The organism is Clostridium oryzae (genome assembly GCF_002029235.1).
In the GTDB taxonomy this organism is placed as follows: domain Bacteria; phylum Bacillota; class Clostridia; order Clostridiales; family Clostridiaceae; genus Clostridium_AE; species Clostridium_AE oryzae.
The window spans coordinates 83,094-108,424 of record NZ_MZGV01000011.1 but is presented as its reverse complement, the minus strand read 5'-3'; the positions used below and the strand labels follow the sequence as shown (position 1 = coordinate 108,424).

Annotated in this window: 26 protein-coding genes; 25 read left to right on the top strand and 1 reads right to left on the bottom strand. The window is 33.1% G+C overall.

All coding sequences use genetic code 11. The annotated features are described in order from the left end of the window. The first annotated feature begins 405 nt into the window (after window positions 1-405). The 10 genes from frlB (at window position 406) to CLORY_RS07365 (ending at window position 9,832) form a co-directional block, all read left to right on the top strand. Window positions 406-1,431, top strand: a complete 1,026-nt coding sequence (gene frlB / locus CLORY_RS07410; RefSeq protein WP_079422878.1) for a fructoselysine 6-phosphate deglycase — start codon at window positions 406-408, stop codon at window positions 1,429-1,431. Window positions 1,432-1,672: 241 nt separating this feature from the next. Then, on the top strand, window positions 1,673-1,915 hold the full coding sequence (locus tag CLORY_RS07405; RefSeq protein WP_079422877.1) for an apurinic/apyrimidinic endonuclease family protein: 243 nt from the start codon (window positions 1,673-1,675) through the stop codon (window positions 1,913-1,915). A gap of 249 nt (window positions 1,916-2,164) precedes the next feature. After that, on the top strand, window positions 2,165-3,538 hold the full coding sequence (locus tag CLORY_RS07400) for an amino acid permease (RefSeq protein ID WP_079422876.1): 1,374 nt from the start codon (window positions 2,165-2,167) through the stop codon (window positions 3,536-3,538). 178 nt (window positions 3,539-3,716) lie between these two features. After that, complete coding sequence (locus CLORY_RS07395; protein ID WP_242954364.1) at window positions 3,717-4,451, top strand: GntR family transcriptional regulator; 735 nt, start codon at window positions 3,717-3,719, stop codon at window positions 4,449-4,451. Window positions 4,452-4,453: 2 nt separating this feature from the next. Further along, window positions 4,454-5,239, top strand: a complete 786-nt coding sequence (frlD, locus tag CLORY_RS07390) for a fructoselysine 6-kinase (RefSeq protein ID WP_079422875.1) — start codon at window positions 4,454-4,456, stop codon at window positions 5,237-5,239. Window positions 5,240-5,303: 64 nt separating this feature from the next. Next, the gene (locus CLORY_RS07385; protein ID WP_207652177.1) at window positions 5,304-6,041 is read left to right on the top strand and encodes a GntR family transcriptional regulator; all 738 of its coding nucleotides are present in this window, start codon (window positions 5,304-5,306) and stop codon (window positions 6,039-6,041) included. A gap of 180 nt (window positions 6,042-6,221) precedes the next feature. Next, window positions 6,222-7,034 carry an ABC transporter permease gene (locus tag CLORY_RS07380; RefSeq protein ID WP_079422873.1) on the top strand — a complete coding sequence of 271 codons (813 nt, stop codon included), beginning with the start codon at window positions 6,222-6,224 and terminating at the stop codon, window positions 7,032-7,034. 12 nt (window positions 7,035-7,046) lie between these two features. Continuing rightward, window positions 7,047-8,024 (top strand): ABC transporter ATP-binding protein, encoded by a 978-nt coding sequence (locus CLORY_RS07375; RefSeq protein WP_079422872.1) that lies wholly within the window; start codon window positions 7,047-7,049, stop codon window positions 8,022-8,024. A 4-nt stretch (window positions 8,025-8,028) separates the two neighbouring features. Next, window positions 8,029-8,838: an ABC transporter permease gene (locus CLORY_RS07370; RefSeq protein ID WP_079422871.1), complete on the top strand. Its 810-nt coding sequence runs from the start codon at window positions 8,029-8,031 to the stop codon at window positions 8,836-8,838. 25 nt (window positions 8,839-8,863) lie between these two features. After that, window positions 8,864-9,832, top strand: coding sequence for an ArsR/SmtB family transcription factor (locus tag CLORY_RS07365; RefSeq protein WP_169911555.1), 969 nt, complete (start codon window positions 8,864-8,866; stop codon window positions 9,830-9,832). Between the two features lie 9 nt (window positions 9,833-9,841). On the opposite strand, the gene CLORY_RS07360 is transcribed toward CLORY_RS07365, so the two are convergent. Then, complete coding sequence (locus tag CLORY_RS07360; RefSeq protein ID WP_079422869.1) at window positions 9,842-10,768, bottom strand: GNAT family N-acetyltransferase; 927 nt, start codon at window positions 10,766-10,768, stop codon at window positions 9,842-9,844. Between the two features lie 156 nt (window positions 10,769-10,924). On the opposite strand from CLORY_RS07360, the gene CLORY_RS07355 reads away from it, so the two are divergent. The 15 genes from CLORY_RS07355 to CLORY_RS07290 all read left to right on the top strand — a co-directional run bounded on the left by CLORY_RS07355 (window position 10,925) and on the right by CLORY_RS07290 (window position 25,270). Further along, complete coding sequence (locus tag CLORY_RS07355; protein WP_079422868.1) at window positions 10,925-12,286, top strand: aminotransferase-like domain-containing protein; 1,362 nt, start codon at window positions 10,925-10,927, stop codon at window positions 12,284-12,286. A 163-nt stretch (window positions 12,287-12,449) separates the two neighbouring features. Continuing rightward, a complete protein-coding gene (locus CLORY_RS07350) occupies window positions 12,450-13,079 on the top strand; it encodes an O-methyltransferase (RefSeq protein ID WP_079422867.1) in 630 nt (209 codons plus the stop codon). 77 nt (window positions 13,080-13,156) lie between these two features. Continuing rightward, window positions 13,157-13,648 carry an HD domain-containing protein gene (locus CLORY_RS07345; RefSeq protein ID WP_079422866.1) on the top strand — a complete coding sequence of 164 codons (492 nt, stop codon included), beginning with the start codon at window positions 13,157-13,159 and terminating at the stop codon, window positions 13,646-13,648. A 135-nt stretch (window positions 13,649-13,783) separates the two neighbouring features. Further along, window positions 13,784-13,981, top strand: coding sequence for a hypothetical protein (locus tag CLORY_RS07340; protein WP_079422865.1), 198 nt, complete (start codon window positions 13,784-13,786; stop codon window positions 13,979-13,981). A gap of 76 nt (window positions 13,982-14,057) precedes the next feature. Continuing rightward, window positions 14,058-14,243: a hypothetical protein gene (locus tag CLORY_RS07335; protein ID WP_079422864.1), complete on the top strand. Its 186-nt coding sequence runs from the start codon at window positions 14,058-14,060 to the stop codon at window positions 14,241-14,243. Beyond that, complete coding sequence (locus tag CLORY_RS23945) at window positions 14,230-14,364, top strand: hypothetical protein (RefSeq protein WP_278335303.1); 135 nt, start codon at window positions 14,230-14,232, stop codon at window positions 14,362-14,364. The genes CLORY_RS07335 and CLORY_RS23945 overlap by 14 nt, the downstream gene beginning before the upstream one ends. Window positions 14,365-14,504: 140 nt before the next feature. Continuing rightward, window positions 14,505-14,969 carry a MarR family winged helix-turn-helix transcriptional regulator gene (locus CLORY_RS07330; RefSeq protein ID WP_079422863.1) on the top strand — a complete coding sequence of 155 codons (465 nt, stop codon included), beginning with the start codon at window positions 14,505-14,507 and terminating at the stop codon, window positions 14,967-14,969. A gap of 659 nt (window positions 14,970-15,628) precedes the next feature. Beyond that, window positions 15,629-16,795, top strand: a complete 1,167-nt coding sequence (locus tag CLORY_RS07325) for a bis-aminopropyl spermidine synthase family protein (protein WP_079422862.1) — start codon at window positions 15,629-15,631, stop codon at window positions 16,793-16,795. 403 nt (window positions 16,796-17,198) lie between these two features. Continuing rightward, entirely contained in the window at window positions 17,199-18,215 is a 1,017-nt protein-coding gene (locus CLORY_RS07320; RefSeq protein ID WP_079422861.1) for a LytTR family transcriptional regulator DNA-binding domain-containing protein, read from the top strand. A 199-nt stretch (window positions 18,216-18,414) separates the two neighbouring features. Next, window positions 18,415-19,260, top strand: coding sequence for an ABC transporter ATP-binding protein (locus tag CLORY_RS07315; protein WP_079422860.1), 846 nt, complete (start codon window positions 18,415-18,417; stop codon window positions 19,258-19,260). Further along, a complete protein-coding gene (locus CLORY_RS07310; RefSeq protein ID WP_079422859.1) occupies window positions 19,260-19,994 on the top strand; it encodes an ABC transporter permease in 735 nt (244 codons plus the stop codon). The genes CLORY_RS07315 and CLORY_RS07310 overlap by 1 nt, the downstream gene beginning before the upstream one ends. 157 nt (window positions 19,995-20,151) lie before the next feature. Next, on the top strand, window positions 20,152-20,484 hold the full coding sequence (locus tag CLORY_RS07305; RefSeq protein ID WP_079422858.1) for a rhodanese-like domain-containing protein: 333 nt from the start codon (window positions 20,152-20,154) through the stop codon (window positions 20,482-20,484). A gap of 179 nt (window positions 20,485-20,663) precedes the next feature. Further along, the gene (locus CLORY_RS07300; RefSeq protein WP_079422857.1) at window positions 20,664-21,104 is read left to right on the top strand and encodes a MarR family winged helix-turn-helix transcriptional regulator; all 441 of its coding nucleotides are present in this window, start codon (window positions 20,664-20,666) and stop codon (window positions 21,102-21,104) included. Window positions 21,105-21,188: 84 nt separating this feature from the next. Beyond that, window positions 21,189-23,414: an ABC transporter ATP-binding protein gene (locus CLORY_RS07295; protein ID WP_079422856.1), complete on the top strand. Its 2,226-nt coding sequence runs from the start codon at window positions 21,189-21,191 to the stop codon at window positions 23,412-23,414. After that, a complete protein-coding gene (locus CLORY_RS07290) occupies window positions 23,411-25,270 on the top strand; it encodes an ABC transporter ATP-binding protein (protein ID WP_079422855.1) in 1,860 nt (619 codons plus the stop codon). The genes CLORY_RS07295 and CLORY_RS07290 overlap by 4 nt, the downstream gene beginning before the upstream one ends. The last annotated feature ends 61 nt before the right edge of the window (window positions 25,271-25,331 follow it).

The following is a 25,331-nucleotide window of genomic DNA, read 5'->3' as shown; positions in this document are numbered from 1 at the left end:
GTATATCATAATAGCTATAACATAAGCTGTATAAAATTATAAACTACATGTTTGATATTATTAAATTTTTAGGAGATGAATTTATTATATTTGGCATGTAAATGTAAAAATAATTATATGTTATGCATTGACAAGCATTTTAGCCGATGCTATACTAAAATTGGTTTTAAAATAATGCAAACATGTATGAAACCGGAAAACTATTTATACAAGTATTTCTATATGCAATTTTGAGCAAAGGACATGTAGATGCTGCCTAATAGTCTCCAAGGCTTCAGCTAGAGCTATTCAAGTTTTTGAAAGCTGAGCTCTAAAATAAACAAAATGATAATAATAATTTAGCTCTCACAGCTATGTTGTTAAAATATTTCTACTATTAAATAAAGAAGAAAAGAGGATGAGATTATGTTAAATATTGACAAGAGTACCGTTGATTTTTTAGTAACTGACAATATGGTTAAAGAAGTAGAAAATCTTATGGCTAATCATTTCCCTAAACTTGATAAAGTTGTTGCTAAGATGGTTGAGAGAAAAGTTGATAGAGTTTACTTCGTAGCTTGTGGATCACCACTTTGTGCATGTCAGACTGCTAAGATGTTATTTCAAAAGTATTCTGATATTCCATGTGAAGCTTATAGCGGCTTTGACTTTTTAGATAACACTCCAGCAAAATTAGATGAAAGAACAGTAGTAGTTGGAGTTTCGCATTATGGCAAGACTGAGGAAGTGGTAAATTCAATCGCACGTGCAAAAGAAGCTGGGGCTATTACTGTAGGTATAACCAGAGACCCTTCTAACACACCATTATCTTCTACTGCTGAATACGTTATAGGGTATGGAGCAGAATGTATCTGGGAAATTCATTTGCTATCTACTTACTATATAGCATGCAAATATATTAATGCAGTAAAAGAAAACAGTGAAGTAAGTAAGATATTAGACGATATGAAAAAATTACCTGGTGTGCTTGCTGAACTTGTGGTTTCTGCAGAAGACAAGTCTAAAGAACTAGGTATAAAAGCAGGTAAATGGCCATTCATATACACTGTAGCAGCAGGCCCGTTATGTCCTTTAGCTTACAAGGAAGGTGTTATTACTATGCTTGAGTTTACATGGACTCACGGAGCCATGCTCAATGCTGCTGAATTTAGACATGGACCTTTAGAAGTTGTTGAAAAAGGAGTACCATATGTGTTTATGCTTGGAACTGATGAATCAAGACATACTACACAGAGGACAATTAATTTTGTTAAGAAAATTACAGATGATTACATAGTTTTTGATTATGCAGATTTGAATTGTGATTTACATCCTATGTTAGCTCCTATGGTTTTATTTGTTCCACTTGAATACTTCTACTATTACCTATCAATAAGCAAAGACCATAATCCTGATGATAGACGTTACTATGGTGGTCTTGTAGAATACTAAAATATATAAACTGATTAAATTTATATTTACTTACCTGTGGGACATGTCGCATAGGTAAGTAAATTTTATAAAATTTTTAGTATTTACTATCGAATACTATGTTATATCTATTTCCGTGAGAAAGCATAAAATTTTTATACATAATTATGATAACGTTTGTATAGCAATATGAATTGTGAAGGAGTGTTGTTTATGAAGATAGGAATGTTTACTTCCGGTTATCAGCGCAATCCTATAGAGGATGTGTGACGTAGTTGCTCCCTATGTCCAAAACGAAAGTATAATGGATTATTTTGATAAGCTGGGCAGTAAAATGCATCATATGCATATTGTAGACAGTGATGGAGCAAGTGATTCATATATTATGCCTGGAGAAGGCAAAATGCCATTAAAGGAATTAATGGAGGAACTTAAGTATATAAAGTTTGATGGAACTATGACTGCAGATAATGTTATATATGATGCAATTTTATATAAAAATTGATAGAAAGATAATTTATGATGCAATTTTTTAACAGAAAAACACATTGCAAACGATTAAGTGGTATAAAAATATTATTAAATTGTTGATTTACAATATCAAATATAGTATAATTTGCTCACAAGTGGTATATAAAATATGCTATTTGTATATAATATGCATTTATAACTAATTCATGCTGGTAGTAAATAGCAGCAAAACTTTTGTGCATCAGTGGATATGACAAAATAAAAAATAAAGGGGGAAATTATCATGTCAATGGAAATTAACAAAGCTCCTAATTTAGACTCTAGTGTTGAGCTCAAAAGAAAACTTGGACTAGGTGCAGCAGTGGCACTTGGTGTAGGAACGACAGTAGGATCAGGTATTTTTTCATCAGTAGGAAGTGTTGCTAGTGCAGCGGGATGTGCAGCATTTACTATTCTGGCATTTCTGATTGGCGGAATCATTAATATCCCAGCAAACTTAGTTTATGCAGAGCTTGCTACAGCGTATCCAGAGGATGGAGGGCAATATGTATATTTCAGAGAAGCAGGCTCAAGACCGCTAGCTTTCTTCTGTGGCTGGATAAGCTTTTGGGCTACAGATCCTCCATCAATTTCAATTATGGCATTAGCTATTGCAAATTATTTGGCATTTTTCACAGGTTTTTCAGGATTGACAGTTAAATTTGTTGCTACAGCTTTAGTTCTTATTTTTATGGCTCTTCATCTCCGTTCAGTTGAAGGAGGTGGAAGATTTCAAACCTTTATCACAGCATTTAAAATATTACCATTTGTACTTCTTATAGGAATTGGTCTATTTTATATTAATGGAGGTATGTTGGTAGAACCTGCACATGCAGGAGCCAAGACCGGAATATTGGCATTATTAGCAGGAATATCAGCAACTACATGGTCTTACGACGGTATGGGAGCAGTTTGCTATATGACGGGAGAAATAAAAGATCCTAAAAAGACAATGCCTAGAGCACTAATCATTACAGTATCCATAGTAATTGTTCTATATACATTTTTAAGTACAGTAGTTACAGGATTGCTTCCAATAAGTGATTTGGCAAAAGCTGATGCTCCAGTAGCTTTAGCTGCATCTAAAATACCTTTTATAGGTAGCCAAGCTGGGACAATTACAGCCATAATGGCAATAATTGTTATAATAGGTTCTTTATCAAGTTGTATAATGTTTCAGCCTCGTATTGAATATGCTATGGCTAAAGATGGTTTGTTCTTTAAATCATTTGGAAAAGTACATCCTAAATGGGAAACTCCTTATTTCTCAATCATTGTACAATGTGCCGTTGGAATAATACTTATATTTGCTTCAAATATAAGTAATCTGTTAGGATACTTTACTTTGGTAGCACTTCTTAAGAACTTTATGACATTTGGAACAGTGTTTGTTCATAGGAAGAAAGCAACATATAAACCATTATGGAAAATGCCTGCATGGAGACTTATGGCTTCAGTAGCTATGTTCATGACATTTACTCTTATTGCATCTACATTTATGTGGGCACCAGTACAAGGCATTGTTGCAGCAGTAATGATAGTTGTAACAGGTTTGCCGGTATATTATTACTGGGAAAAAAGAAATAAAGCTATAGCTGAAAATCAGAGTAGCAAATGAAATTTTTAATATTATATTCCCTACTGGAAGTTCCTCCAGTAGAAATCTATTAAAAAATGGCTTAACAAGGTTATTCTATTAGGTTTTCATATTGCCAATTCGCATAAATATGGTATACTATTACAAGACAATACTTAATCAATGACAAATAAAAATTTCCTACTGGGGAGGAATTTTTTTGAGAAATAGGCAAGGGAACCGCTCTCGTGACGAGGCAATGGAAAAAATAGAGTATTATATAATGAAGAATGAGCTGGTTCCACATGAAAAATTACCATCTGAAAGAGATATGTGTGATATGTGGAACTTTAATAGAACAACCCTGCGTTCAGCCATACAAAGATTAATAACTGAGGGAAGGCTTTATCAGAAAAAGGGTTCAGGTACTTATGTAGCTGATCCGAAATTAGTTAGAAATCTTCAAGATTTAAGGTCATTATCAACTTTGGTAAGAGAGAACGGCGGGATTTTAACCAACAAATTGTTATCTGTTGAAGTAATAGAAAGCAATAAGCAAACCACAAAAAAGCTTCATTTACCACTTGGACATAAAGTGTATGCGTTAACAAGACTTAGATATGTAGATGAAGAACCTGTTACTATAGAAAGCTGCTTCATGGATTATGAAAAGTTCTCCAATATTATGAATCATGATTTCGAAAAGGAATCCTTGTATTCGGTAATAGAAAATGAGTATGGTATATCTATTGCTCATGGAGAAGAAAGAGTTGGGATAGCTTATGCTACGGATTATGAGGCTGAGCTTCTTGGAGTTGAACCTGGTCAGGCAGTATTTTATTTAACAGGAGTTTCCTACAATGAAGATCAAGAGCCTGTTGAGTACTTTAAATCTATCGTAAGAGCTGATAAAGTCAAATTCGCCAGTGTGTTAAGACAGAGAGAGGATGAATAAATATGAAAATTGCAGCAGTTGGAGACAATTGTATGGATGTGTATGATAATTTAAATCAGGCTTTTCTAGGCGGAAATCCAGTGAATGTGGCTGTATATTCCGTTAGATTAGGAGGAAAAGCATCATATACAGGTGTTGTTGGCGATGATAAATATGGCAAGATGATGATAGATGCGTTAAATGAAAAAAATGTAGATACCTCACATTTAAGAGTTTTACATGGAGGTACAGCGATTACACATGTTGAAATTAAAGACGGAGAACGTATTTTAGGAGATTATGAAGAAGGAGTTTTGGCTCAGTTTAAATTGTCCGATGAGGATATAGACTTTTTGTGCAGCCATGACATGGTTGTAACAGGTCTCTGGGGTATGGTGGAAAATGATATTTATAAGATTAAAGCCAAGGGAGTACCAGTAGCTTTTGACTTTGCAACTAAGCTTCAGGATCCTGTTATCGAAAAAGCTATTTATGATGTTGATTATGCATTTTTCGCATACGATAATGGTGACGATGAATTTATTAGAGATTACATGAAAAAGATGCATTCTAAAGGTCCTAAGCTTGTTACTGTTACACTTGGAGAAAAGGGAAGTATTTGTTATGACGGAAACGAATTTATTACTTATGGAATAGTACGCTGCGACGTGAAAGATACCATGGGCGCAGGAGATTCCTATATTGCAGGATTTCTAAGAGGGATTTTGCTGCATAAAGACATAAAAGAATGTATGCATATGGGCGCTGAAAATTCGGCTGTTACATTGCAGTACAGCGGTGCATGGTAATAGATAATATGTTTAATAGTTTATTTATTATTTAATTCTTATGTAGTGTTTGGAGGTATGTCGTTTGAGTAATGAAGAGATAAATTACCAGTCCCCTATATATTTACAACTGCGAGAGGTTATAAGAAATAAAATCGAAGATGGAGAGTATAACCCAGGAATGGCAATCCCATCAGAAAACGAATTAGCCGAAACTTATGGAATTAACAGAATGACGGTTAGAAATGGAATAGAGGCTCTTGTAAATGAAGGTATGTTAAAAAGAGTTCAGGGAAAAGGGGTATATGTAGTAGGTAATAAGGTTGAACGTGATTTAGAAACAATAGGCGGATTTACTCAGACGATGAGAGAAAAGGAAACAAAGCCTTATACGAAGGTGCTTAATAAAACATTGCGTAAGGCCGGAGAAAAATATGCAATGATTTTTAATATCAAACCTGAGGATGATATATATTATATAAAACGAGTTTGTTTAGCTGATGATGAGCCTATTTCACTAGAAGAAATATTCATCCCTAAATATGTTGTTCCTAAACTTGAAGGTATAGATTTGGGAGTGTTTTCAATATATGAGGTATATGATTTCTATGGTATAAAAATAGCAAGAGCATGGCAGACCTTAGATTTAACAAAGCTTGAACAGAGGGATGCCCGCTTTCTTTCCATAGATGCAGGCTTATCTGTTATGCTGTTTGAATGTACCAGTTATGATGAGATGGATAGAGTAATCGAGTTTAGCCGGACATATACTAGAGGAGATAAATGTAATTTTAATGTACACTTTCATAAAACGGAGATGTGAAGTTTACCAGTTACACAAATATATAAAATTGAAGCTGCAGAGCTTGATTCAAGGTGAGTGACCTACGTGGTTACTTGCCTTTTTTTCTTGACAAACATGTGACTCGTAATTATACTCTATTCACCTTAAGGAATAATGTGATTTGATTAGCTAATTAGTTAATTAGAATTGGAGTGTAAAATGAATCTCAAAGCACTACATGGAACTTTTATCAGAAATTTTATTATTCAGCTTAGAGCATACCCTAAAGATTTTTTTATAGGAAATATGCTAACTGGTGTCTATACTTCTCTTGCTGCAGTCTTCATGTATCATTTGCTTTTTAAAGGAAATATGAGTTCTTCCTTTAAAGGTTATGCAGGGACAGGAGACTATATAAGCTATGTTATAGTTGGTACTGCAGTTTATCTATACGTGGTAAGAACATGTCTTAATGTAAGCAGAAGTCTCATAACAGAACTTAGGGAGGGAACTTTAGAGAGCATAATGGTCGCCCCATTTAACAGAATACAATACTTTGTTGGAAATATGCTTCAGCAGACGATTACGACAACAATTGAAATAATTATTACAATAATAATAGGCATGTTTTTTGGTCTTAGATTCTCGCATTTTAATGGTATTTCATTTATTGTTGCAGCGGTCATCAGCTTATTTTCCTTTTTTTCTATATCCATGCTTTTGGCTTGCGTAATGTTATATTTTAGAGATACCTATATATCTCAAAACACGCTTTTTACGTTGATATTTCTGTTGTGTGGAGTTACTTTTCCGCTGCAATACCTGCCTAGCGTACTCCAGATAATATCAAAACTTATACCAGTGACCGATGCAATTACATTAATTAGAGGTTCGGCGCTTTCAGGCTTAGGACTGAGTGCGCAGATGCCTAGAATACTATATGTACTGTTTATCAGTATTGTTTATTGCTTTTTAGGTTTTAAGCTTATGAAAAGAATCGAATATATAGCATTGGAAAAAATACAAGCATAGGGGGATGGAGTAATGATAAGGGTTGAAAATCTTAGAAAAGTATATGAAACCAAAATTAGGAAAGGTTTTTTAAAAACGGAGAAGACTCACTTTGAGGCAGTAAAAGGAATAAATATAAATTTAGAAAAGGGGAAAATAGTAGGGTTACTCGGTATAAATGGAGCTGGGAAAACCACAACTATAAAAATGATGTCAACTTTGCTGCTGCCTACTTCTGGTGAAATAAATGTTGATGGAATAGATGCTGTTAAGAGACCGCTGGAGGTCAAAAAAAGAATCAACATGGTAGCAGGCGGCGAAAGAATGATATATTGGAGGCTTACTGGAAGAGAAAATCTGTGGTACTATGGACAGCTTTATGGTATTGATAATAAAATCCTTTCAGAGAGAATAGACAAGTTATTAGATTTAGTAGGTATAACAGAAAAAAAGGATATTCCTGTGGAAAATTATTCTAAAGGTATGAAACAGAGGCTTCAGATTGCAAGAGGATTAATCAATAACCCTGATTATATATTTATGGATGAACCTACATTGGGTTTAGATGCAGTAATTTCAAGAGAATTAAGACAGCATATCAGTACCGTTGCTCATGAGGAAGGAAAAGGAATACTATTGACATCGCATTATATGGAGGAGATAGAAGAATTATGTGACTATATTTATGTACTAAATAGGGGTAAAATAATACAACAGGGCACCTCCAAGGAATTGGCTCAGCTTGGACTCCAAAGCAGAACCTTAAATTTAAAGGTAAATGACTATAGTAGCGATATACAGAAAAAAATTAATAATATATGCCTTCTTAGTGACAGTTCGTCAAGTGTGGAATATAACCCTTTAACCAATGAATTTACAATAGAATCAAGCATTGATATGAAAGTTAGTATATCTAAGTTTTGTATAGATAATAAGATTATTATAAGTGAGCTTTACGAACAAGAACCCAAGCTTGAAGATGCAATAATAAGGCTGGCAAAGGAGGCTTAGTGGCATGAAAGAATTCTCTAAGGCTGTAAAAGCCGAAATGATTAAGCAGCATAAAGTATATTTTCACAGCAAAATGATTTATGTTTCTTTATTTGTATGGCCTATGCTGCTTTTTATAACTTCCTACTATAGTTACAAACCTTTCAATATAGGTAAAAGTGTAGTTCCTTATTTAAATGAGCACAATCTTCTAATCTTTATATTACTTGGTTATATGAGTATGAGCTTTTTCAGAATGCTCGTACAATCGGCCTGGAATTTTTCGTTTGAAAGATTAAATGGAACACTGGAATTTATTTATCTTTCTCCAGTAAATAGATTTGCTGTGATTCTTGGTAACGCTTTATCCTCACTATTTGAAGGTGTATGGGTTATGGTAGTATTTTCTGTATTCATTTTTATTATGAGAAGACAATATTTTAATATTAATGGTTCAGCCGCAATTATCTCATTTTTGTTAATGATGGTTATGGCAGTAATGTGGGGGATATTTCTAAATTCCATATTCCTATTTTCAAGAGATTCTGGTTTCTTATTCACTATATTAGAAGAACCTATGGAGATATTTTCAGGCGTTAAGGTTCCAACTACAATATTTCCGCTGTGGGCTAAGGCAATAAGCTATATATTTCCGCTTACCTATGCCTTGGATGCTATGCGAAGGGTGTTTCTAAATGGTGAAGGTTTATATGAAATCAGAGGATTTATTGCAGTCAGCATATTTATAGTAGTATTATTAATTGTAGTAGTAAACATATGTTTAAAACAGGGAGAAAAACATGCAAAGAAGACAGGAAATATGACTCTGTTTTAATATAAAATGATGAGTGGTGATGGCTGTGAAAATAGATATTATAAAAGAGAAAAACTTTAATATAGAATTTATCTATTCTCCATTATTTGAGATGCTTTGCAGTATTCATGTGTTAGTAAAACCTGAGCATCATCTCGAAAGAATAGCTTGGGCAGAAGAAATTAGTGCCAAAATCCCTTCAAAACTATATAAAACTCTCAATAAGTTTGGTATGAAAACATCACATTGGTGCGTCGTAATGGACATGTGCAATATTTATGATGAATGTGATGATTTTAATATAATGGCTGCTATCAATTTTCTTCAAGACTTAAATATAAAAGATTTCAATAAGTTCTTCCTAAAATATGCTGAGGATCGTATTGAACTATTTAATAAAGAAGAGAAAACAGAGATGGTATTAGCTTTAAAGGAATATTATTTGAACTATTTTGAAAGAGAATTGAGATTTATGGAGCCTCTTTTGATACGCTGCCTAAAAAGAGAGTCAGAGAAATGTTCAAAGTTAGGAATTGTTGCTTATGTAGATAAGCTTCATGGAAGAATTGAAGTTACGAAGGAGGCTTTCTTATTTCATAAATACAAATTGTATCAGATTCCATTCTCTGACGTAAAGAGAATAGTGGTGCGGATAAGTAGTTTTATTAATCCGCACTTACTAATGGATTACGGTGATGATATGGTTCAATTTACCGCTAATGCCCATCTTAGTGAAGGTAAAGACGATGTACCTATGGATTTATTGAAGCTTATGAAGGCCTTATCTGATGAAACAAGATTAAAAATTATAAGAAGGCTTCATGAAAGCAGGGCCTCTACTCAAAGTTTAGCTAAGGATCTGAAGCTTACAGAAGCCTGTATATCAAAACATCTAAAAATCTTATATGACACAGAACTTGTGTATAAAGAGAGAGTTGGAAACTATATATATTATTATTTAAACAAATTCTATATAGATGCTATTCCATTAACTATATATGAGTATATAGGGTGAGTATATAAATTATGATGCTGTTTTAAAAAGAATAAGTCCTTTGGCAGATGTGTACAAATAATCTTTTCCCATAGAAAGATTTAATGAATTCATTTCAATTTTGAAGTTGTGGGTACTAAGCAGGTGTTTATAGATTTCATAATATGCAGTGTTAATGCTAACACTTATTTTAGAAATATCTTTAGAGGCTGAGATATTTTCCATATGGGAGAAAACACAATCCAACGCTTTCTTGTAGTCAGATACATTTTCCTTTATAACCAAAAGCCTAAGATGAAGTTCAGTATTTGTTTCACCGAATACATTCTTATTTCTCAATATTCCAAAGCCTTCAGGAACATTATTCCCATAAAGTATAAAGCCTGTCCCCATATTAGCATTAAGTGTAGTATAGAGTTCATTGGTAAAATTCAGACCTTCATAAAGGCTGGAGCAGATTGAAATTGCAGTATTGTTAAGAAAATTAAGTTTTTCTGTATCTTGTAAATCAATGATTTCTAGGGAAAAGTTATTTTTATTACAGACTGCAGGAATCGATACAACTTTACAAAGGGTTACTGATAATTCTCGAGGCATGAAACCTAGATTAGAGTAAAAACCTACATTATATGCAGAGTATGGCATTGTTACTAAAGAAATATTTTTAATATTATAATCTTTATGGAACATGTTAATAGTCTCTGCTATCAATTTTTTCCCTATATTCTTTCCTCTAAAATCTGGATGTACACCAAAGGTACCAAACCAGGCGAAATTTCCTGAAATATGATTAAATATATATCCGGCAACTTTGCCGTTATCTTCCCACACTAGAGAAACACCCTCATTGGCATAGCAGCTTAAAAGCTCGAAGCTTCTATATTTTTCAATATTAAAGCATAGTTTATCTATATTTTGCACTTCACTGACATCTTCAACATTCATTTTTCTAATCATTTTTGGTTAACTCCTTTGTTTTTAAATTAAATATAGCTTCCTAATAGCATAATATCAATGGATAATGTTAGAGACTATACCGGTACAGTTTGTATTTACTAAATTTGGGATATATGATACAGTACTAATAAAGATTTTATCGGTGTGGGTGGTAATATGAAGAAATATTTGATAATAAAGCAGTATATTGAGCAGCAATTCAATGACGGACATTTGAAGCAGGGGCAGAAGCTTCCTTCTATAAGAGATATGAGTGAAAACTTTAACTGCAGTAAGGCCACAGTAATAAAGGCATACCAAGAACTTGAGAATAAACATATAATATATTCAGTGCCTCAGAGTGGTTATTATGCAGTAAGTGAAGAAACTATGGATGAAGAGATGGCAGACAAAAGTGTTATGGACTTTTCATCTGCGGCGCCTAGCAGTGAAACATTACCTTATAAAGACTTCCAACATTGCTTAAATATGGCTATAGATTTATATGAAGATACTTTGTTTTCTTATAGTCCGCAAAAAGGCCTGCAAGCGCTTGTAAAAACCCTTCATAAGCAGTTCTGTGATTATCATATATTTACTAGAGAAAAAAATATATTTATTACAACTGGAACCCAACAGGCTATAAACATATTGTTTAATATGAAGTTTCCCAATGGGAAAAGGAATGTATTATTAGAGCAGCCTACCTACCATGGAGCATTACAGGCATTGAAATTAAGCAATGCAAAGGCTATAGGAATAGAGAGAAGTTTTAAATCCATAGATCTAAATAAATTAGAGTACATATTTAAAAATGAGGATATAAAATGCTTTTATACCATACCAAGATATAGCAATCCACTGGGGCTTAGTTACACGATGGAGGAAAAACGTGACATAATCAGGCTGGCGGATAAATACAATGTGTACATCATAGAGGATGACTATCTTGCAGATCTAGAGGTAGATTCAAAAAATGATTCTATGCTTTCATTAGATCCTGAGCGAAAGGTTATATATCTTAAGAGCTTTTCCAAGATATTGCTGCCGGGACTTAGAATTGGAGCAGCTATCATACCTGATGAACTTGTAAGTTCCTTCAGTAATTATAAAAAATGGAGTGATCTTAGCACTCCTGTTCTTTCCCAAGGAGCACTTCATATATATATCAAAAACGGATTATTCAATCTCCATAAGAAAAAGCTCACAGATATATATTCTAGAAGAATGACTTTGGTAAAAAAGATGTTGTCAGTCAGAACTCATCCTCAGTTAACATGTGCAGACAGTTATTCAGGCTTTTTTATTGGAATTGCATCGGGCAAAGATATAAGCAACAGGAGAATAATAAATAATCTTTCACAAATGAATATAAATATTAAGGATTGCTCCCAGTGTTTTATTGATAGTTCTAAAAGCAGAGGCTTGTTCAGGGTAAGTGTATGCAGAGTAAATGATGAAGAGATATTCAAAGGAATTCCAATTATAGCTGATGTAATAAGTGGAGCAGCAGAAAATAGTAATAGTATATTCAGATAATCTAATTAATTCTGTAGAATGTATAATGCAGATAAAAATTCAGCATGGCTGAGCTTTTATCTGTATTTTTTTTGGATGTTGTTGACAAAAAGAATATAAAGTGTAGAATATATCGTGTGACGATTAAATCGCTATACGATATATTCTTGAGGAGGAATAAACGATGGATTTTGAAGTTATAGGTTCATACATAAAAGGATTATATGAAGAAAAAGAAAAACTGAATAGGCAGAAGTTTATAAGGAAAACTAAATTAAAGGACTTTATACCTGTAGTTGATGATGATGTAGCGAGGATGCTTAAATTGCTTGTCGCTATTACAAAACCTAAAAATATTTTAGAAATTGGCACTAGTATTGGTTTTTCAGCTGCATCTATGGCAGAGACAATAAAAGACTATGGCGGGAAAATAACTACTATAGAATATGACGAAAAAGTAGCAGCACAGGCTAAACAAAACTTTATTAATACCGGTGTAGCTGAGTGCATAGAGATTAAAATCGGCGATGCTAGAGAAATAGTCCCTGAGCTTGATGTAGAATATGATTTGATATTTCAGGATGTGGATAAAAATTTATATCCGGCATTATTTAAGGATTGCTTGAGAATTTTAAGAAAAGGTGGAATTCTAGTTGCTGAGGATACTCTCTTTCCTGTGCTGGATTTGGATCCGAAGTGGCATTCATTAATACCGCCAATAAAAGAATTTAACGATATGGTAATAAATTGCAAACAGCTTGACAGTACAATTGTTCCTATTGGTGATGGATTTACAATAGCTTTTAAAAGGTAGTTAGTACTTTAAATTATAATCAAATTCAGTTATTATGATACTAAAGAAAAACATATATTATGAAATGAGGGAATTTCATGAAAGAAAACGTTAGTACGATAATAAATGAAATGATAAGCTATTATGCAGGAGATGTAAGAAGAGTAAACCATTTTCTTAAGGTATTTTCATTTGCAAAAGCTATAGGAGAACTGGAGAAACTGGATGAAAATACCCAATATATCCTTGAGGTAGCAGCTGTGCTGCATGACATAGGAATAAAGGTAAGTGAACAAAAATATAATTCATCCGCAGGGAATTATCAGGAAATAGAAGGACCACCAGTGGCTAGAAAAATGCTTTTAAAATTTAATTTTGAAGAAGCTGAAATAGATAGGATATGTTATCTAATTGGACATCATCATACCTATAGCAATATTGACGGCATAGATTACCACATACTTATAGAAGCTGACTTCTTAGTGAACATATATGAAGATGAAATTAAGGCGGATCAAATAAAAATTATAAAAAATAAATATTTTAAAACTAAAGCAGGTACAGGATTTTTAGATAAACTTTTTCTATAATATTGTTGTAGGAGAATGTTGATGTCATAGAAGGTATTTTGGTGGACACGCAGTATAAGTTTTCTATGAATACTCGCTGCATTTTTGGAGAAAATAAAAATTGTACATCATCAAAATAAAGTGAGGCGATAGCAAATGGCTAATACAGGAAAGAAAAACATGAATTCAAAAAATGTGTTTTTACAAGGACTACAGAGTAACAATGCATTTAATGCTCCTAAAAATGCAGCAGATCCAGCAGCGGGAATTCAAGGTAAAGCAGCTAAGCCTGGAAGTGTAAAAGGTCATCCAGATCCAACTGGTGATGCAGTTGAAGAAAGATGGTCAGATTGATAGAACTCACTCAGATATTTTACTTCTAATAACCAAATAAATTAGTCCATCATCTAAAGAAGTGAGGCGAATGCAAATGGCTAAAGCAGGAATGAGGCATCCAGATCCAACTGATCCGTGGGCACATGGAACAGAGCATAGAAATACATTTAAGGATCCTAAAAATGAAGTCGATCCAGTACCCGAAATTCAAGGTAAAGCCAAGACAGGAAATGCTAAAGCCCATGTAAAAACAGGTGGTGAAAACTATGGCAAAAGATAGTCAGATAGATAAGAAGGAAGTTAGGAAGGCCAAGAGCAAAGGACAAACAACAATTGCTACTGAAGGACAAAATCATAATCGTAATGCTAAGAGACAGTCAATAGAGCATAACGATGTATAGTGTATAAGAATTTATGGTATTTTATAGACTCAAAGCTTATATTATAAGTTTTGGGTCTTTTTTGCTTATGTACATATAATGCTGTGATATAATATTTATGGAGTTCATTTGGGGTGTGTTTTTAGGGAGGGAATCAACAGATGAATAAATTAGAAAAAATACAAAAAATAATTACATATAAAGATGATATAGATAAAAGAATACATGACAATTATCATAAGCTTGTACAAAAATATAATCTGACCTTGGAACAATTTCATCTCTTAGTAGAATTGGATGAATTGATGCTGGATATTTGCAATGAAAATGACGCCCCTACTGTAGGAAGTATTGCAAAAAACATTAACAATTCTCAGAATACTGTTTCAGAGAAAATATCTAGACTTGAGAACAGGAGACTCGTAAAAAGGGTTAAAGATTCAAAGGATAGACGTATAAGTAGGGTTATGCTTACTGAGGAAGGTAGAAAAGTCATAAAGGCTATGGATCAGGAAGCCAGCGGTAAGTTTATGTTGGATGCAGTATCTAATATGGAAGAAAGTGATGTTGATGCTTTATTAGACTCATTAAGTAAATTAATAAATAGTATGGATCGTATTGGATAATAAGCTAAATAAATATAGACATTAATTATTTTTCTATGATATAATTCTAATGTAATAAATAATGTTTTAATTTATATTACGTAAAGGATGATGTTTTATGTCAGGAGTTAATTTTAACTAATCAATCAAATTGAATAGATAACCTTAATTTAGTAAACAAGCCTAAGAAATAGGTTTATTAATCTTACTGTTTTTAAGGAGAGTTAGTTAGAACACGGATATACTACATCTTGCACAATATAAATTTAAATGCTTTAACAGGTATTTTATATTTCAGACGTTTTGAAATTTTAAAAGCTGCAGTAACTTCGAGTTACTGTGGCTTTTTTGTATAGTTAGTGTAAAGCTATATGAATTGAGAATTAAACAGTCTTTTATATTAGGTGGATGCTGAAATATATTTTCTTTCTCATCAAGATAGTCTTAGAAAGCTGTTTAAGCAAGACAGGGGTCCACAAAGAAGCATGAGTTTAGAGGGGTGAGAACTGTCCCAAGGAGAGCTGAAACTAAATTACTTGTTAATATGATAAGTGCTTTATTTTAATCTTCAATTCTTATATAGCAGTATTGTTATTAAAAGTATATTCCGAATATTAACTTACTTTTTTATCTATTCAATTTATCAATATCAAAAAAGTAAATTAAAAGGAGCATACTTAATGAATGAAATTATAAATAGAGTAGTTAGCAATGTGAAGTTAGAAGAGGGAAAACAGGTAATTCAGAATCAACTTATAGATATATATTTCAATGATGGCATTTCTACTAAAAAGTTAGCAAGAAAAAATATGCTGCCTATTCCAGTGGTATCAGCTGTAAAGAAAGAGTTTGTAAAAGCTGGCTTGGCTGTACAGAATATAGGCATGCATATAACCGGCAAAGGTAAACTTGTGGTAGAGAAGGAATTAGGATATGAAGGTATAGATAAATATTTATATATGAAGTTAATGGAGAACCCATGGGGTGAGCATAAGGAACTTTATGATATTAAGGAACAATTAAGCAGAATATTTATAAATAGGCCTGAAGCTGATGTAAGTATAGATCAGTCGAAGTGTACGGTAGATACTGCCATTAAGAGAGCTATACTTTGTTTAAAGTATTCTTCTTTGATAGGCAAGCAAGTATTGTGTGTAGGTGATGATGATTTTATTAGCGTAGCGATAGGTTTTCTTTTGAAGAGACTTTTTAATGGTAAAATACCGGAGAAGAGTAATACACTTGTTATGGACGTTGATGAAAGAATTTTATCTTATATACGTGGTGTTGCTAATGAAAATGGATTACCGATAAGTTGTGTTTACTCTGATTTTAGACAGCCCATCTTAGAGTATTATAAAGGAAATTTTGATTGCTTTTTTACAGATCCGCCATATACGTTAGAAGGAATGAAACTATTTCTTTCTAGAGGGATGGATGCATTAAAGAAGGAAAAAGGACTTACAGTGTTTTTTTCGTATGGTCATAAGTCGCCTGATATTGAATTAGAAATACAAAAATGTTTTATAAATATGGGACTAACAGTATGTGAGATTCTTTCTGGCTTTAATGCATATGAAGGCGCACAGATTATTGGCAATACAAGTCAAATGATAGTACTTAAAACAACTACTAATAGCCATGCATCAGTAGTTGGAAGCTTTGATAAACCTATGTACACAGGAGAAATTAGAAAGACGGTTAGGCTGTACAGCTGTACGCAATGCGGTAAGGTGTTTAAAGTAGGAAAATCGGAACGGTATTATACTATAGAGAGTCTAAAAGCAGCTGGCTGCAGCAAATGTGAAAATAGAAGTTTTAGGTTGTTTAATAAAAATAAGATATAGGTAAAGCGATTAATTATAAATATAAGACGAACTAAATGCTCTAGATGGAATATTTAAGAGAAAGTGCATTAAATAGGTATGAGAGTTAAGAGTAAAGAGAAAAGAGAAAAGTGAAGGTTAAAATTCAGCTATGCTGAATTTTGATTGTATACATAATTTTAATTATTTTAATAATACTTTTGGAATATTAGGTAAGTCTTAGTTTTTAAAAAGTTATTGCTGATAATCAGATTTAAATTCTTAGAAATTCTGCATAGCAGAATTTCTTCCTTCACTTTTCTCTCTACTCTTTACTCTTTTCTCTTACCTATTTAAAGCATGCACTAACTACTTAATATTATCTTCATTTGATTCACTTTCTGGTTCGTCTTATATTTAATTAATGAATTTGGAGAAAGTAAGTATGTTAGAAATAAAGGATTTATACAAAAAACAGGATTATATTTTGCTAAAGAATGTAAACTTGAATGTTGCAAAGGGAGAGTCTGTAAGTATAGAATGCAGCGATGAGATTAGTAAATTATTAATTAATCTTATAGTAGGAAGGGAATTACCGGAAAGAGGTCAGATAAATATAGATGGAAAAAACAATGTTGATTATGCTAAAAAACATTTTAATAATATTGGCATTGTATTAAAAGATGATGGTTTATACGAAAGATTGACCGTAAAGCAATATTTAAAATCATACAGTCAGATAATTATGAAAAATACAAATTATCTGGAGGTAATGATGAAAATGTCATTAATGGATATAGGAGATGTATCAATTAAAAAACTTAATCAATATCAGCGGAGAAGAGTAAGTTTTGCGAGGGAGTATTTGAAACAGCCTAAGTTTTTGATACTGCAGGAACCTATACTTAATATGGATAAAGAGAGCATAAGGATCATATTGGAAAATATACAAGAGTTGTGTGATAACGGATGTACAGTGCTTAGCACATCTATATCTTTTAAAGATATAATGCTGCTGAGTAAAGACTGCTATATATTAGATGAGTATGGAATTAAGAAGGCACAAAATGAACCAGATATACTTGAAGAGGATGCAAAGAACGTTGAAGAAGAGATGCCTGTATATAAAATAGAAAAGATTCCAGCCAAGATAGATGAAAGGATATTGTTATTTGATCCGATTGAGATTGATTATGTGGAAAGTGAACAAGGTGTAAGTAATCTTAGCATAAGAGGCGAAAAATTTCCATGTGGTTTATCTCTTACTGAATTAGAATCAAGATTGATTCATCTAGGCTTTTTTCGATGTCACAGATCTTATCTTGTAAATCTTCAGAGAATTAGGGAAGTTGTTACCTGGACAAGAAATAGCTTTAGCTTAAGTTTAAATGATAAAGTAAATAGTTCAATACCGTTATCTAAAAGCAGAGTAACTGAACTTAAGGAGATATTTAAGATATAGCTAGCTGCTCATTGGTATTTTTGAGCACTGAAATACTCCGTTGGGATTAGAAAATAGATTTTTTATTTACCAAAATGAACATTTCATAGCCCTAAATACTCCGTTCACTTAAATTTTGTTACACTACAAGAAAATTTGTGAGATTATTGATGCATGAAGTTAATAACTTTAATCTTTCAGCGAGTATGGGGGTATGAATATGGAGAATATTATTTCGATGAAGAATGTCCAGAAGAATTTTGGAAAAGTAACAGCACTTAAGAATTTAAGTTTCAATGTAAAAAAAGGGGAAGTTTTTGGTTTCTTAGGACCAAGCGGAGCGGGAAAAACGACTACAATAAAAATACTTACCTCTCAGCTTATACCAGGCGGCGGTGAAGTAAAGGTATTTGATAAGAATATATATACTGAAAAGGCTAGCAATTGTAAGGATATAGGAGTTCTCACAGATAACAGCGGTATATATGAGAGATTGTCTGTAGAGGATAATTTGCTGATGTTTGCTGATATATATGGAGTATCGAAAGGCTGTGTTGATGATGTACTTAAAAGAGTAGGAATGCTTGATTCAAAAAAGAAGGTTGCTAAGAAGCTATCAAGGGGTATGAAGCAGAGGGTAATGCTTGCAAGAGCTATTTTGCATAACCCAAAACTTTTATTCCTTGATGAGCCAACTGCATCACTGGATCCGGGAACTACGTTGGAAATACACAGACTTCTGAGAAAGATAAATGAAGAGGGGACTACAATATTCTTAACAACTCATAATATGGAGGAAGCTGATAAGCTTTGCAATAGAGTTGCATTTCTAAATGATGGAGAGATAGTTGATATTGGACAACCTGAGGCATTGAAGCTGAAATATACAGATAATAATATAAGAGTCTTATTAAAGCAAGATAATAAGGCAGTTATCGTTAAAAATGATGCTGAAGGTGCTGCAAAAATCAAGCAATGGATGGAGGAAGGACAAATATTGTCTATACATTCAATGGAGCCAAGTTTGGAAAAGATATTTTTAAAACTTACAGGGAGGGAATTATAATGGAATTTTCAATGAGAAGAGTGAATGCATTACTAAAGAAAGAGATAAAAGACATATCTAAGAATGTTAATGTTTTATTCATGTGCATAATGCCATTAGTCTTCGCTGTAATTTATGCAAATGTCTTTAAGGGTCTTTCTAATGGGGGGAATAGTGCTTTTGGTAAGACATATATTCTGGAATTATGTGTGTACATGAATTTGGTGCTTGTGGCAGGATTCGTTACAGCTATGCTTATTGCAGAAGAAAAAGAAAAAAATACAATGAGAACTTTGATGATGTCAGGCGTTTCACCAGTAGAATTTCTACTTGGGAAGGCGATTATCACTCTTATAATGTCAGTAGCCATAAACATAGCAATGTTTTTTATTATGGGTATGGAAGTACAGCATACCATATCCTATATAATACTTACAACACTGGTAACTATAACAATGATTGAGCTTGGAGCAGTAGTAGGTATTATAGCTGAAAATCAGATGGCAACAAGCACTGTAGGAATGCCGATATTTATGGCAATTCTTATGATTCCTATATTAGCGAATATAAGTCACACAATAAAGGAAATAGCTAGATTTCTACCAAACTATAATATGGCAGTACTTATGAAAAAAATATTTCTCAATAAACCTATTGGCGCTGGTGATGCCTTCGAGATCTTTGTTATTATAGTATGGATAATACTAGCTGCTGCAGTATTTGGATATACCTATAGTAAGAAAAGGCTTGATTAATAATTAGAAAGTAAAATTTCTAATTGGATAAAAAAATTATAGAAGAAAACTACTTAATGAATAAACATATAACTACTGTTATACAATAATGTTGTTTGAGTATTTTACCAATATATTATTGTACAAGAAAGTACTAATGCAAAGGAGAAGTGGTTATATGTTATCATTTTTAGAGAGAAACAAGTACAAATCTGTTAAGGCCAACGATATGGAAAATTTGCTGGGAAAGGTAGATTTGATAGACATAAGAGATTCTAATGAGTACGCTAATGGACATATTCCAACTGCTAAAAATATACCTATGGAAAAGTTACTTGGAAATACTGCTGAGTGGTTAGATAAAAATAAACAATATTATATTGTTTGCCAAACTGGAGGAAGAAGTTCAAAGACTTGCAGTAAATTATTTTCTGAAGGATACAATGTGGTGAATGTGGAAGGCGGAACGGGTTCTTATATAAAGTCTTTGGAAATGACAGAAAACAAGTAAAAAATATTTTAAAAGTGCTCCTTTATTTAATTATATAGGAGTACTTTTTTGCAGTTTATTTTTTTAATAATAAAGCTTGACATACAAAATCAATATAAGTAAAATATATTTCGTACACGAAATATTCTGATACGAAAATTTCGTGTTCAAATAAAATATACTGGAGAGTCCGTGAATATATGGAGGATATTAATAAGGCAATAGAGATAATAAGAATACTGAAACGATTGGAGAAAGGTGTTCATAAAACTATGGGACATCATTTCAAAGAGCTGAATCTGACCGCACCCCAGGGAATGATTCTCGGTGTATTATCTCACTACGGTGAAATGAAGATAAGTGATTTGAGTAAAAAGATGGGGTTGTCGAATAGCACTGTATCGGGAATAGTAGATAGACTGGAGAATGAAGAACTGATAAAAAGATCTAGGAGTCAGGCTGATAGAAGAGTCATATATGTTAGCGTAACTGATAAGTTTCGAAAGACTTCTGAAGAACATTTTAAGAAAATGACTGATAGATTTAATAATTTGATTACATCTGCTAGTGATGAGGAGATTGAGGCTATAATAAATGGTCTTCAAACTCTAGAAAAACTATTGCAAAAAGGTGAGCTGTAACATTTACTTATAAAAGCTGCTATATGCAGGTTTTTAAGATATATGGGATATGTGGAATTTATTTAAATGATGGGAGGATGCTCAATGCTAAAATTAGGAAAATATATAAAACCTTACGTTGGAGCAATAATTGTAGCTATTGTACTACTTTTCATTCAAGCAATGTGTGATTTGGCACTGCCAGACTATATGTCGAACATTGTAAACAATGGTATCCAACAGGGCGGTATAGCAAATGCTGTACCAAATGCAGTAAGAAAAAGTGAAATGGATAAACTTACGATTTTTATGACTCAAAAAAATAAAGATAAAGTAATGAAAGATTATAAATTAATTGATAAAGATAGCAGTGATTATAATGATTATCTAAAAAAATATCCCAAATTAAAAAATACTCAAATATATGTTATAAAGGATATCGATAAAGAAGAAAATGACAGACTTAATAAAATATTTGGAAAGGCATTTTTATCGGTTTCTGGTGTAGAAAAGGTAAAAACTAAAGCTAAAAATGGATTTATTACTATTAATGGCAGTAAAGTCCCAGCAAATACAGACTTGTTTGCATTGCTGAAAAAAATGCCTCAGGAGCAGCTTGATAAGGTTACTCAAGGTATGAATAAGAAGTTTACTTCTTTGGGAGAAAAAATGGTAACTCAGGCAGCAACTCAAGCAGTTAAGTCTGAATATAAAGCGTTGGGAATGAAGACTAACAAAATTCAAAGTGACTATATAATTAGAGTAGGAGCATTGATGCTGCTGGTTTCTCTATTAGGAGGAATATGTACTATAGCAGTAGGATACTTAGCTTCAAAAGTTTCAGCAGGTGTTTCAAGGGACTTGCGTCAGGCTACATTTAGAAAGGTAGAATCTTTTTCTAATGCAGAGTTTGATAAATTTTCAACAGCATCTTTAATAACTAGAACTACCAATGATATAACTCAAGTGCAAATGGTTATCTTTATGATCATAAGGCTTGTATGCTATGCACCAATTATGGCAGTGGGGGGGATATTAAGAGCTGTAAATAAGAGTTCCTCAATGTCATGGATAATAGCGCTTGCAGTCGTAGTATTGCTCAGCTTGATAGCAAGTATATTTGCTGTAGCTATACCTAAATTTAAACTTATTCAGAAATTAGTTGATAGATTGAATCTAGTGACAAGAGAAAATCTTTCTGGAATGATGGTAATAAGAGCTTTTAATACTCAAAGATTTGAAGAAAAGCGTTTTGATAAAGCAAATAAAGATTTAACAGATACTAATTTATTTGTAAATCGAATTATGGTAAGTCTTTTTCCTGTGATGATGCTTATAATGAATGGTATAACTTTGCTTATCGTTTGGGTAGGAGCACACCAGATTGCAGATGCAAAGATGCAGGTTGGGGATATGATGGCATTCATGCAATATGCTATGCAGATATTATTCTCATTCTTAATGCTTTCAATGATTTTCATCATGCTTCCTAGAGCCTCAGTTTCGGGACAGCGTATAGCAGAGGTTCTAGCTATAAAGGAAGAAATAATAGATCCTAAAGATCCTAAACATTTTAATGGATCCTTAGAAGGAACAGTAGAGTTTGATAATGTATGCTTCAGATATCATGGAGCAGAAGATGACGTTATTAAGAATGTAAGCTTTAAGGCTTTGCCAGGGCAGACAACAGCAATTATTGGCTCCACAGGTTCAGGTAAGACTACGCTTATAAACCTAATACCTCGTTTTTATGATGTTACAAGCGGAACAATAAAGATTGACGGAGTGGATATAAGAGAGGTTACTCAGCATGAATTAAGGGATAAGGTAGGATACATTCCTCAGAAAGCTTCATTATTTAGCGGAACTATAGAATCAAATTTGAAATATGCTAATGAAGATGCAACTGAAGAGGATTTAGAGAGAGCAGCAGATATAGCACAGGCATCTGAGTTTATTAATGGTAAAGAAGAAGGATATAAAACAGAAATTTCTCAAGGCGGCTCAAATGTATCAGGTGGTCAAAAGCAGAGACTCTCAATAGCACGTGCTATAGTTAAGAAAGCCCCGATATATATATTTGACGACAGTTTCTCAGCTCTTGATTTTAAGACAGATGCAGCTCTTAGAAGAGCATTAAAGACCAAGCTTACTGATAGCACAGTGATAATAGTTGCTCAGCGTATATCAACTATCATAAATGCTGAACAGATAATAGTTTTAGATGATGGTAAAGTAGTTGGAATCGGTACTCACAAAGAACTAATGGAAAAATGTCCAACTTACCAGGAGATAGCATTGTCTCAGTTGTCAAAGGAGGAATTAGCATGAGTGAAAATAAAAAGTTTAAAACTAGACCCGCAAAAAGGCATGGAGGTCCTCCTGGAGTAATGCCTCCTGGAGAAAAGGCTAATGACTTTAAAGGAACGATGGTTAAACTTTTAAAGTATCTAGGAAGCTTTAAAATTGCTATAATAGTTGTTATGTTATTCGCGGTAGCCAGTGCAGCTTTTAATATCGCTGGACCTAAAATACTTGGCCATGCAACGACAAAGTTATTTGAAGGTATTATGAATAAAGTATCTGGAAGCAGTAAAGGCGTAGATTTTGATTACATTGGAAAGATAATGATAACTCTTATCATATTGTATGTAGCAAGTGCATTGTTTGGATATATACAGGGATGGGTAATGTCTGATGTGTCTATGAAGGTAAGCTATAAAATGAGAAAAGATATCTCGGAAAAAATAAACCGTATGCCTCTTAAGTATTTTGATGGCACAAATCACGGAGAAGTTTTATCCAGAGTAACAAATGATGTAGATACTGTAAATCAGACATTAAACCAAAGTCTTACACAGATTATAACTTCAGTTACAACAGTTATCGGGGTATTAGTCATGATGCTTACCATAAGCTGGCAGATGACACTTGTGGCTTTGTGCGTTATTCCAGTATCAGGTGTGCTGATAATGACTATAATAAAGTTTTCACAGAAACACTTTAAAGATCAGCAGAATTATTTGGGAAATGTTAATGGTCATGTAGAGGAAATGTATGGTGGGCATGTTGTTATGAAGGCCTTTAATGGAGAAAAGAAGAGTGTTGAACAGTTTGATAAGTACAACAATAAACTTTATGGAGCTGCATGGAAATCTCAATTTATTTCAGGACTTATGATGCCTATAATGAATTTTGTAGGAAACCTTGGTTATGTTGCAGTTTGTGTATTAGGTGGATGGCTTGCTGCTAAAAAGACTATTGAAGTAGGAGATATTCAAGCTTTTATTCAATATGTCAGACAGTTTACACAGCCTATTTCTCAACTAGCTAATATATCAAATATACTTCAACAGACTGCTGCAGCTGCAGAGAGAGTATTTGAGTTTCTGGAAGAGACAGAAGAAGTTCCGGAAACAACGAACCCAGTTAAGCTGGAGAATGTTGAAGGCGGTGTTGAATTCAAGGATGTACATTTTGGTTATAATCCAGAAAAGATCATAATCAATGATTTTTCAGCACAAGTAAAACCAGGGCAGAAGATAGCTATAGTTGGACCTACAGGTGCAGGAAAGACTACAATGGTAAAATTGCTTATGCGTTTCTATGATGTAAGTGAAGGTAAAATATTAATAGATGGACATAATATAAAAGATTTTACACGAGAAGATTTAAGAGCAATGTTCGGAATGGTTCTTCAGGATACATGGCTATATAATGGATCAATAATGGAAAACATAAGATATGGACGTCTTTCAGCTAATGATGATGAAGTTAAACGTGCTGCAAAAGCTGCTTATGTAGACAGTTTTGTTCATACACTTCCAGATGGCTACAATATGGTGTTAAATGAAGAAGCTTCAAATGTATCTCAAGGGCAGAAGCAGTTGCTTACTATTGCCCGTGCAATACTTGCGGACCCTAAGATATTAATTCTCGATGAGGCTACAAGTTCGGTTGATACCCGTACAGAAGTAAGAATTCAGAAGGCTATGGATAACCTTATGAAAAACAGAACAAGCTTTATAATAGCTCATCGTCTATCTACTATACGTGATGCTGATCTTATATTGGTTATGGATCATGGTGATATCGTAGAACAAGGAAATCATAATGAACTTCTTGCTAAAGGCGGGTTTTATGCTAACCTGTATAATAGCCAATTTGAAAGTGCAAATGTAGGTTAACAATATATATGGTAAAAAAACTGACTGAGACAAATATGTTTCAGTCAGTTTTTTATGTACA

Coding starts and splice junctions, on each gene's coding strand:
- frlB (WP_079422878.1), top strand. CDS start 406: ATGTTAAATATTGACAAGAGTACCGTTGATTTTTTAGTAACTGACAAT.
- CLORY_RS07405 (WP_079422877.1), top strand. CDS start 1,673: ATGTGTGACGTAGTTGCTCCCTATGTCCAAAACGAAAGTATAATGGAT.
- CLORY_RS07400 (WP_079422876.1), top strand. CDS start 2,165: ATGTCAATGGAAATTAACAAAGCTCCTAATTTAGACTCTAGTGTTGAG.
- frlD (WP_079422875.1), top strand. CDS start 4,454: ATGAAAATTGCAGCAGTTGGAGACAATTGTATGGATGTGTATGATAAT.
- CLORY_RS07380 (WP_079422873.1), top strand. CDS start 6,222: ATGAATCTCAAAGCACTACATGGAACTTTTATCAGAAATTTTATTATT.
- CLORY_RS07375 (WP_079422872.1), top strand. CDS start 7,047: ATGATAAGGGTTGAAAATCTTAGAAAAGTATATGAAACCAAAATTAGG.
- CLORY_RS07370 (WP_079422871.1), top strand. CDS start 8,029: ATGAAAGAATTCTCTAAGGCTGTAAAAGCCGAAATGATTAAGCAGCAT.
- CLORY_RS07360 (WP_079422869.1), bottom strand. CDS start 10,768: ATGATTAGAAAAATGAATGTTGAAGATGTCAGTGAAGTGCAAAATATA.
- CLORY_RS07355 (WP_079422868.1), top strand. CDS start 10,925: ATGAAGAAATATTTGATAATAAAGCAGTATATTGAGCAGCAATTCAAT.
- CLORY_RS07350 (WP_079422867.1), top strand. CDS start 12,450: ATGGATTTTGAAGTTATAGGTTCATACATAAAAGGATTATATGAAGAA.
- CLORY_RS07345 (WP_079422866.1), top strand. CDS start 13,157: ATGAAAGAAAACGTTAGTACGATAATAAATGAAATGATAAGCTATTAT.
- CLORY_RS07340 (WP_079422865.1), top strand. CDS start 13,784: ATGGCTAATACAGGAAAGAAAAACATGAATTCAAAAAATGTGTTTTTA.
- CLORY_RS07335 (WP_079422864.1), top strand. CDS start 14,058: ATGGCTAAAGCAGGAATGAGGCATCCAGATCCAACTGATCCGTGGGCA.
- CLORY_RS23945 (WP_278335303.1), top strand. CDS start 14,230: ATGGCAAAAGATAGTCAGATAGATAAGAAGGAAGTTAGGAAGGCCAAG.
- CLORY_RS07330 (WP_079422863.1), top strand. CDS start 14,505: ATGAATAAATTAGAAAAAATACAAAAAATAATTACATATAAAGATGAT.
- CLORY_RS07325 (WP_079422862.1), top strand. CDS start 15,629: ATGAATGAAATTATAAATAGAGTAGTTAGCAATGTGAAGTTAGAAGAG.
- CLORY_RS07320 (WP_079422861.1), top strand. CDS start 17,199: ATGTTAGAAATAAAGGATTTATACAAAAAACAGGATTATATTTTGCTA.
- CLORY_RS07315 (WP_079422860.1), top strand. CDS start 18,415: ATGGAGAATATTATTTCGATGAAGAATGTCCAGAAGAATTTTGGAAAA.
- CLORY_RS07310 (WP_079422859.1), top strand. CDS start 19,260: ATGGAATTTTCAATGAGAAGAGTGAATGCATTACTAAAGAAAGAGATA.
- CLORY_RS07305 (WP_079422858.1), top strand. CDS start 20,152: ATGTTATCATTTTTAGAGAGAAACAAGTACAAATCTGTTAAGGCCAAC.
- CLORY_RS07300 (WP_079422857.1), top strand. CDS start 20,664: ATGGAGGATATTAATAAGGCAATAGAGATAATAAGAATACTGAAACGA.
- CLORY_RS07295 (WP_079422856.1), top strand. CDS start 21,189: ATGCTAAAATTAGGAAAATATATAAAACCTTACGTTGGAGCAATAATT.
- CLORY_RS07290 (WP_079422855.1), top strand. CDS start 23,411: ATGAGTGAAAATAAAAAGTTTAAAACTAGACCCGCAAAAAGGCATGGA.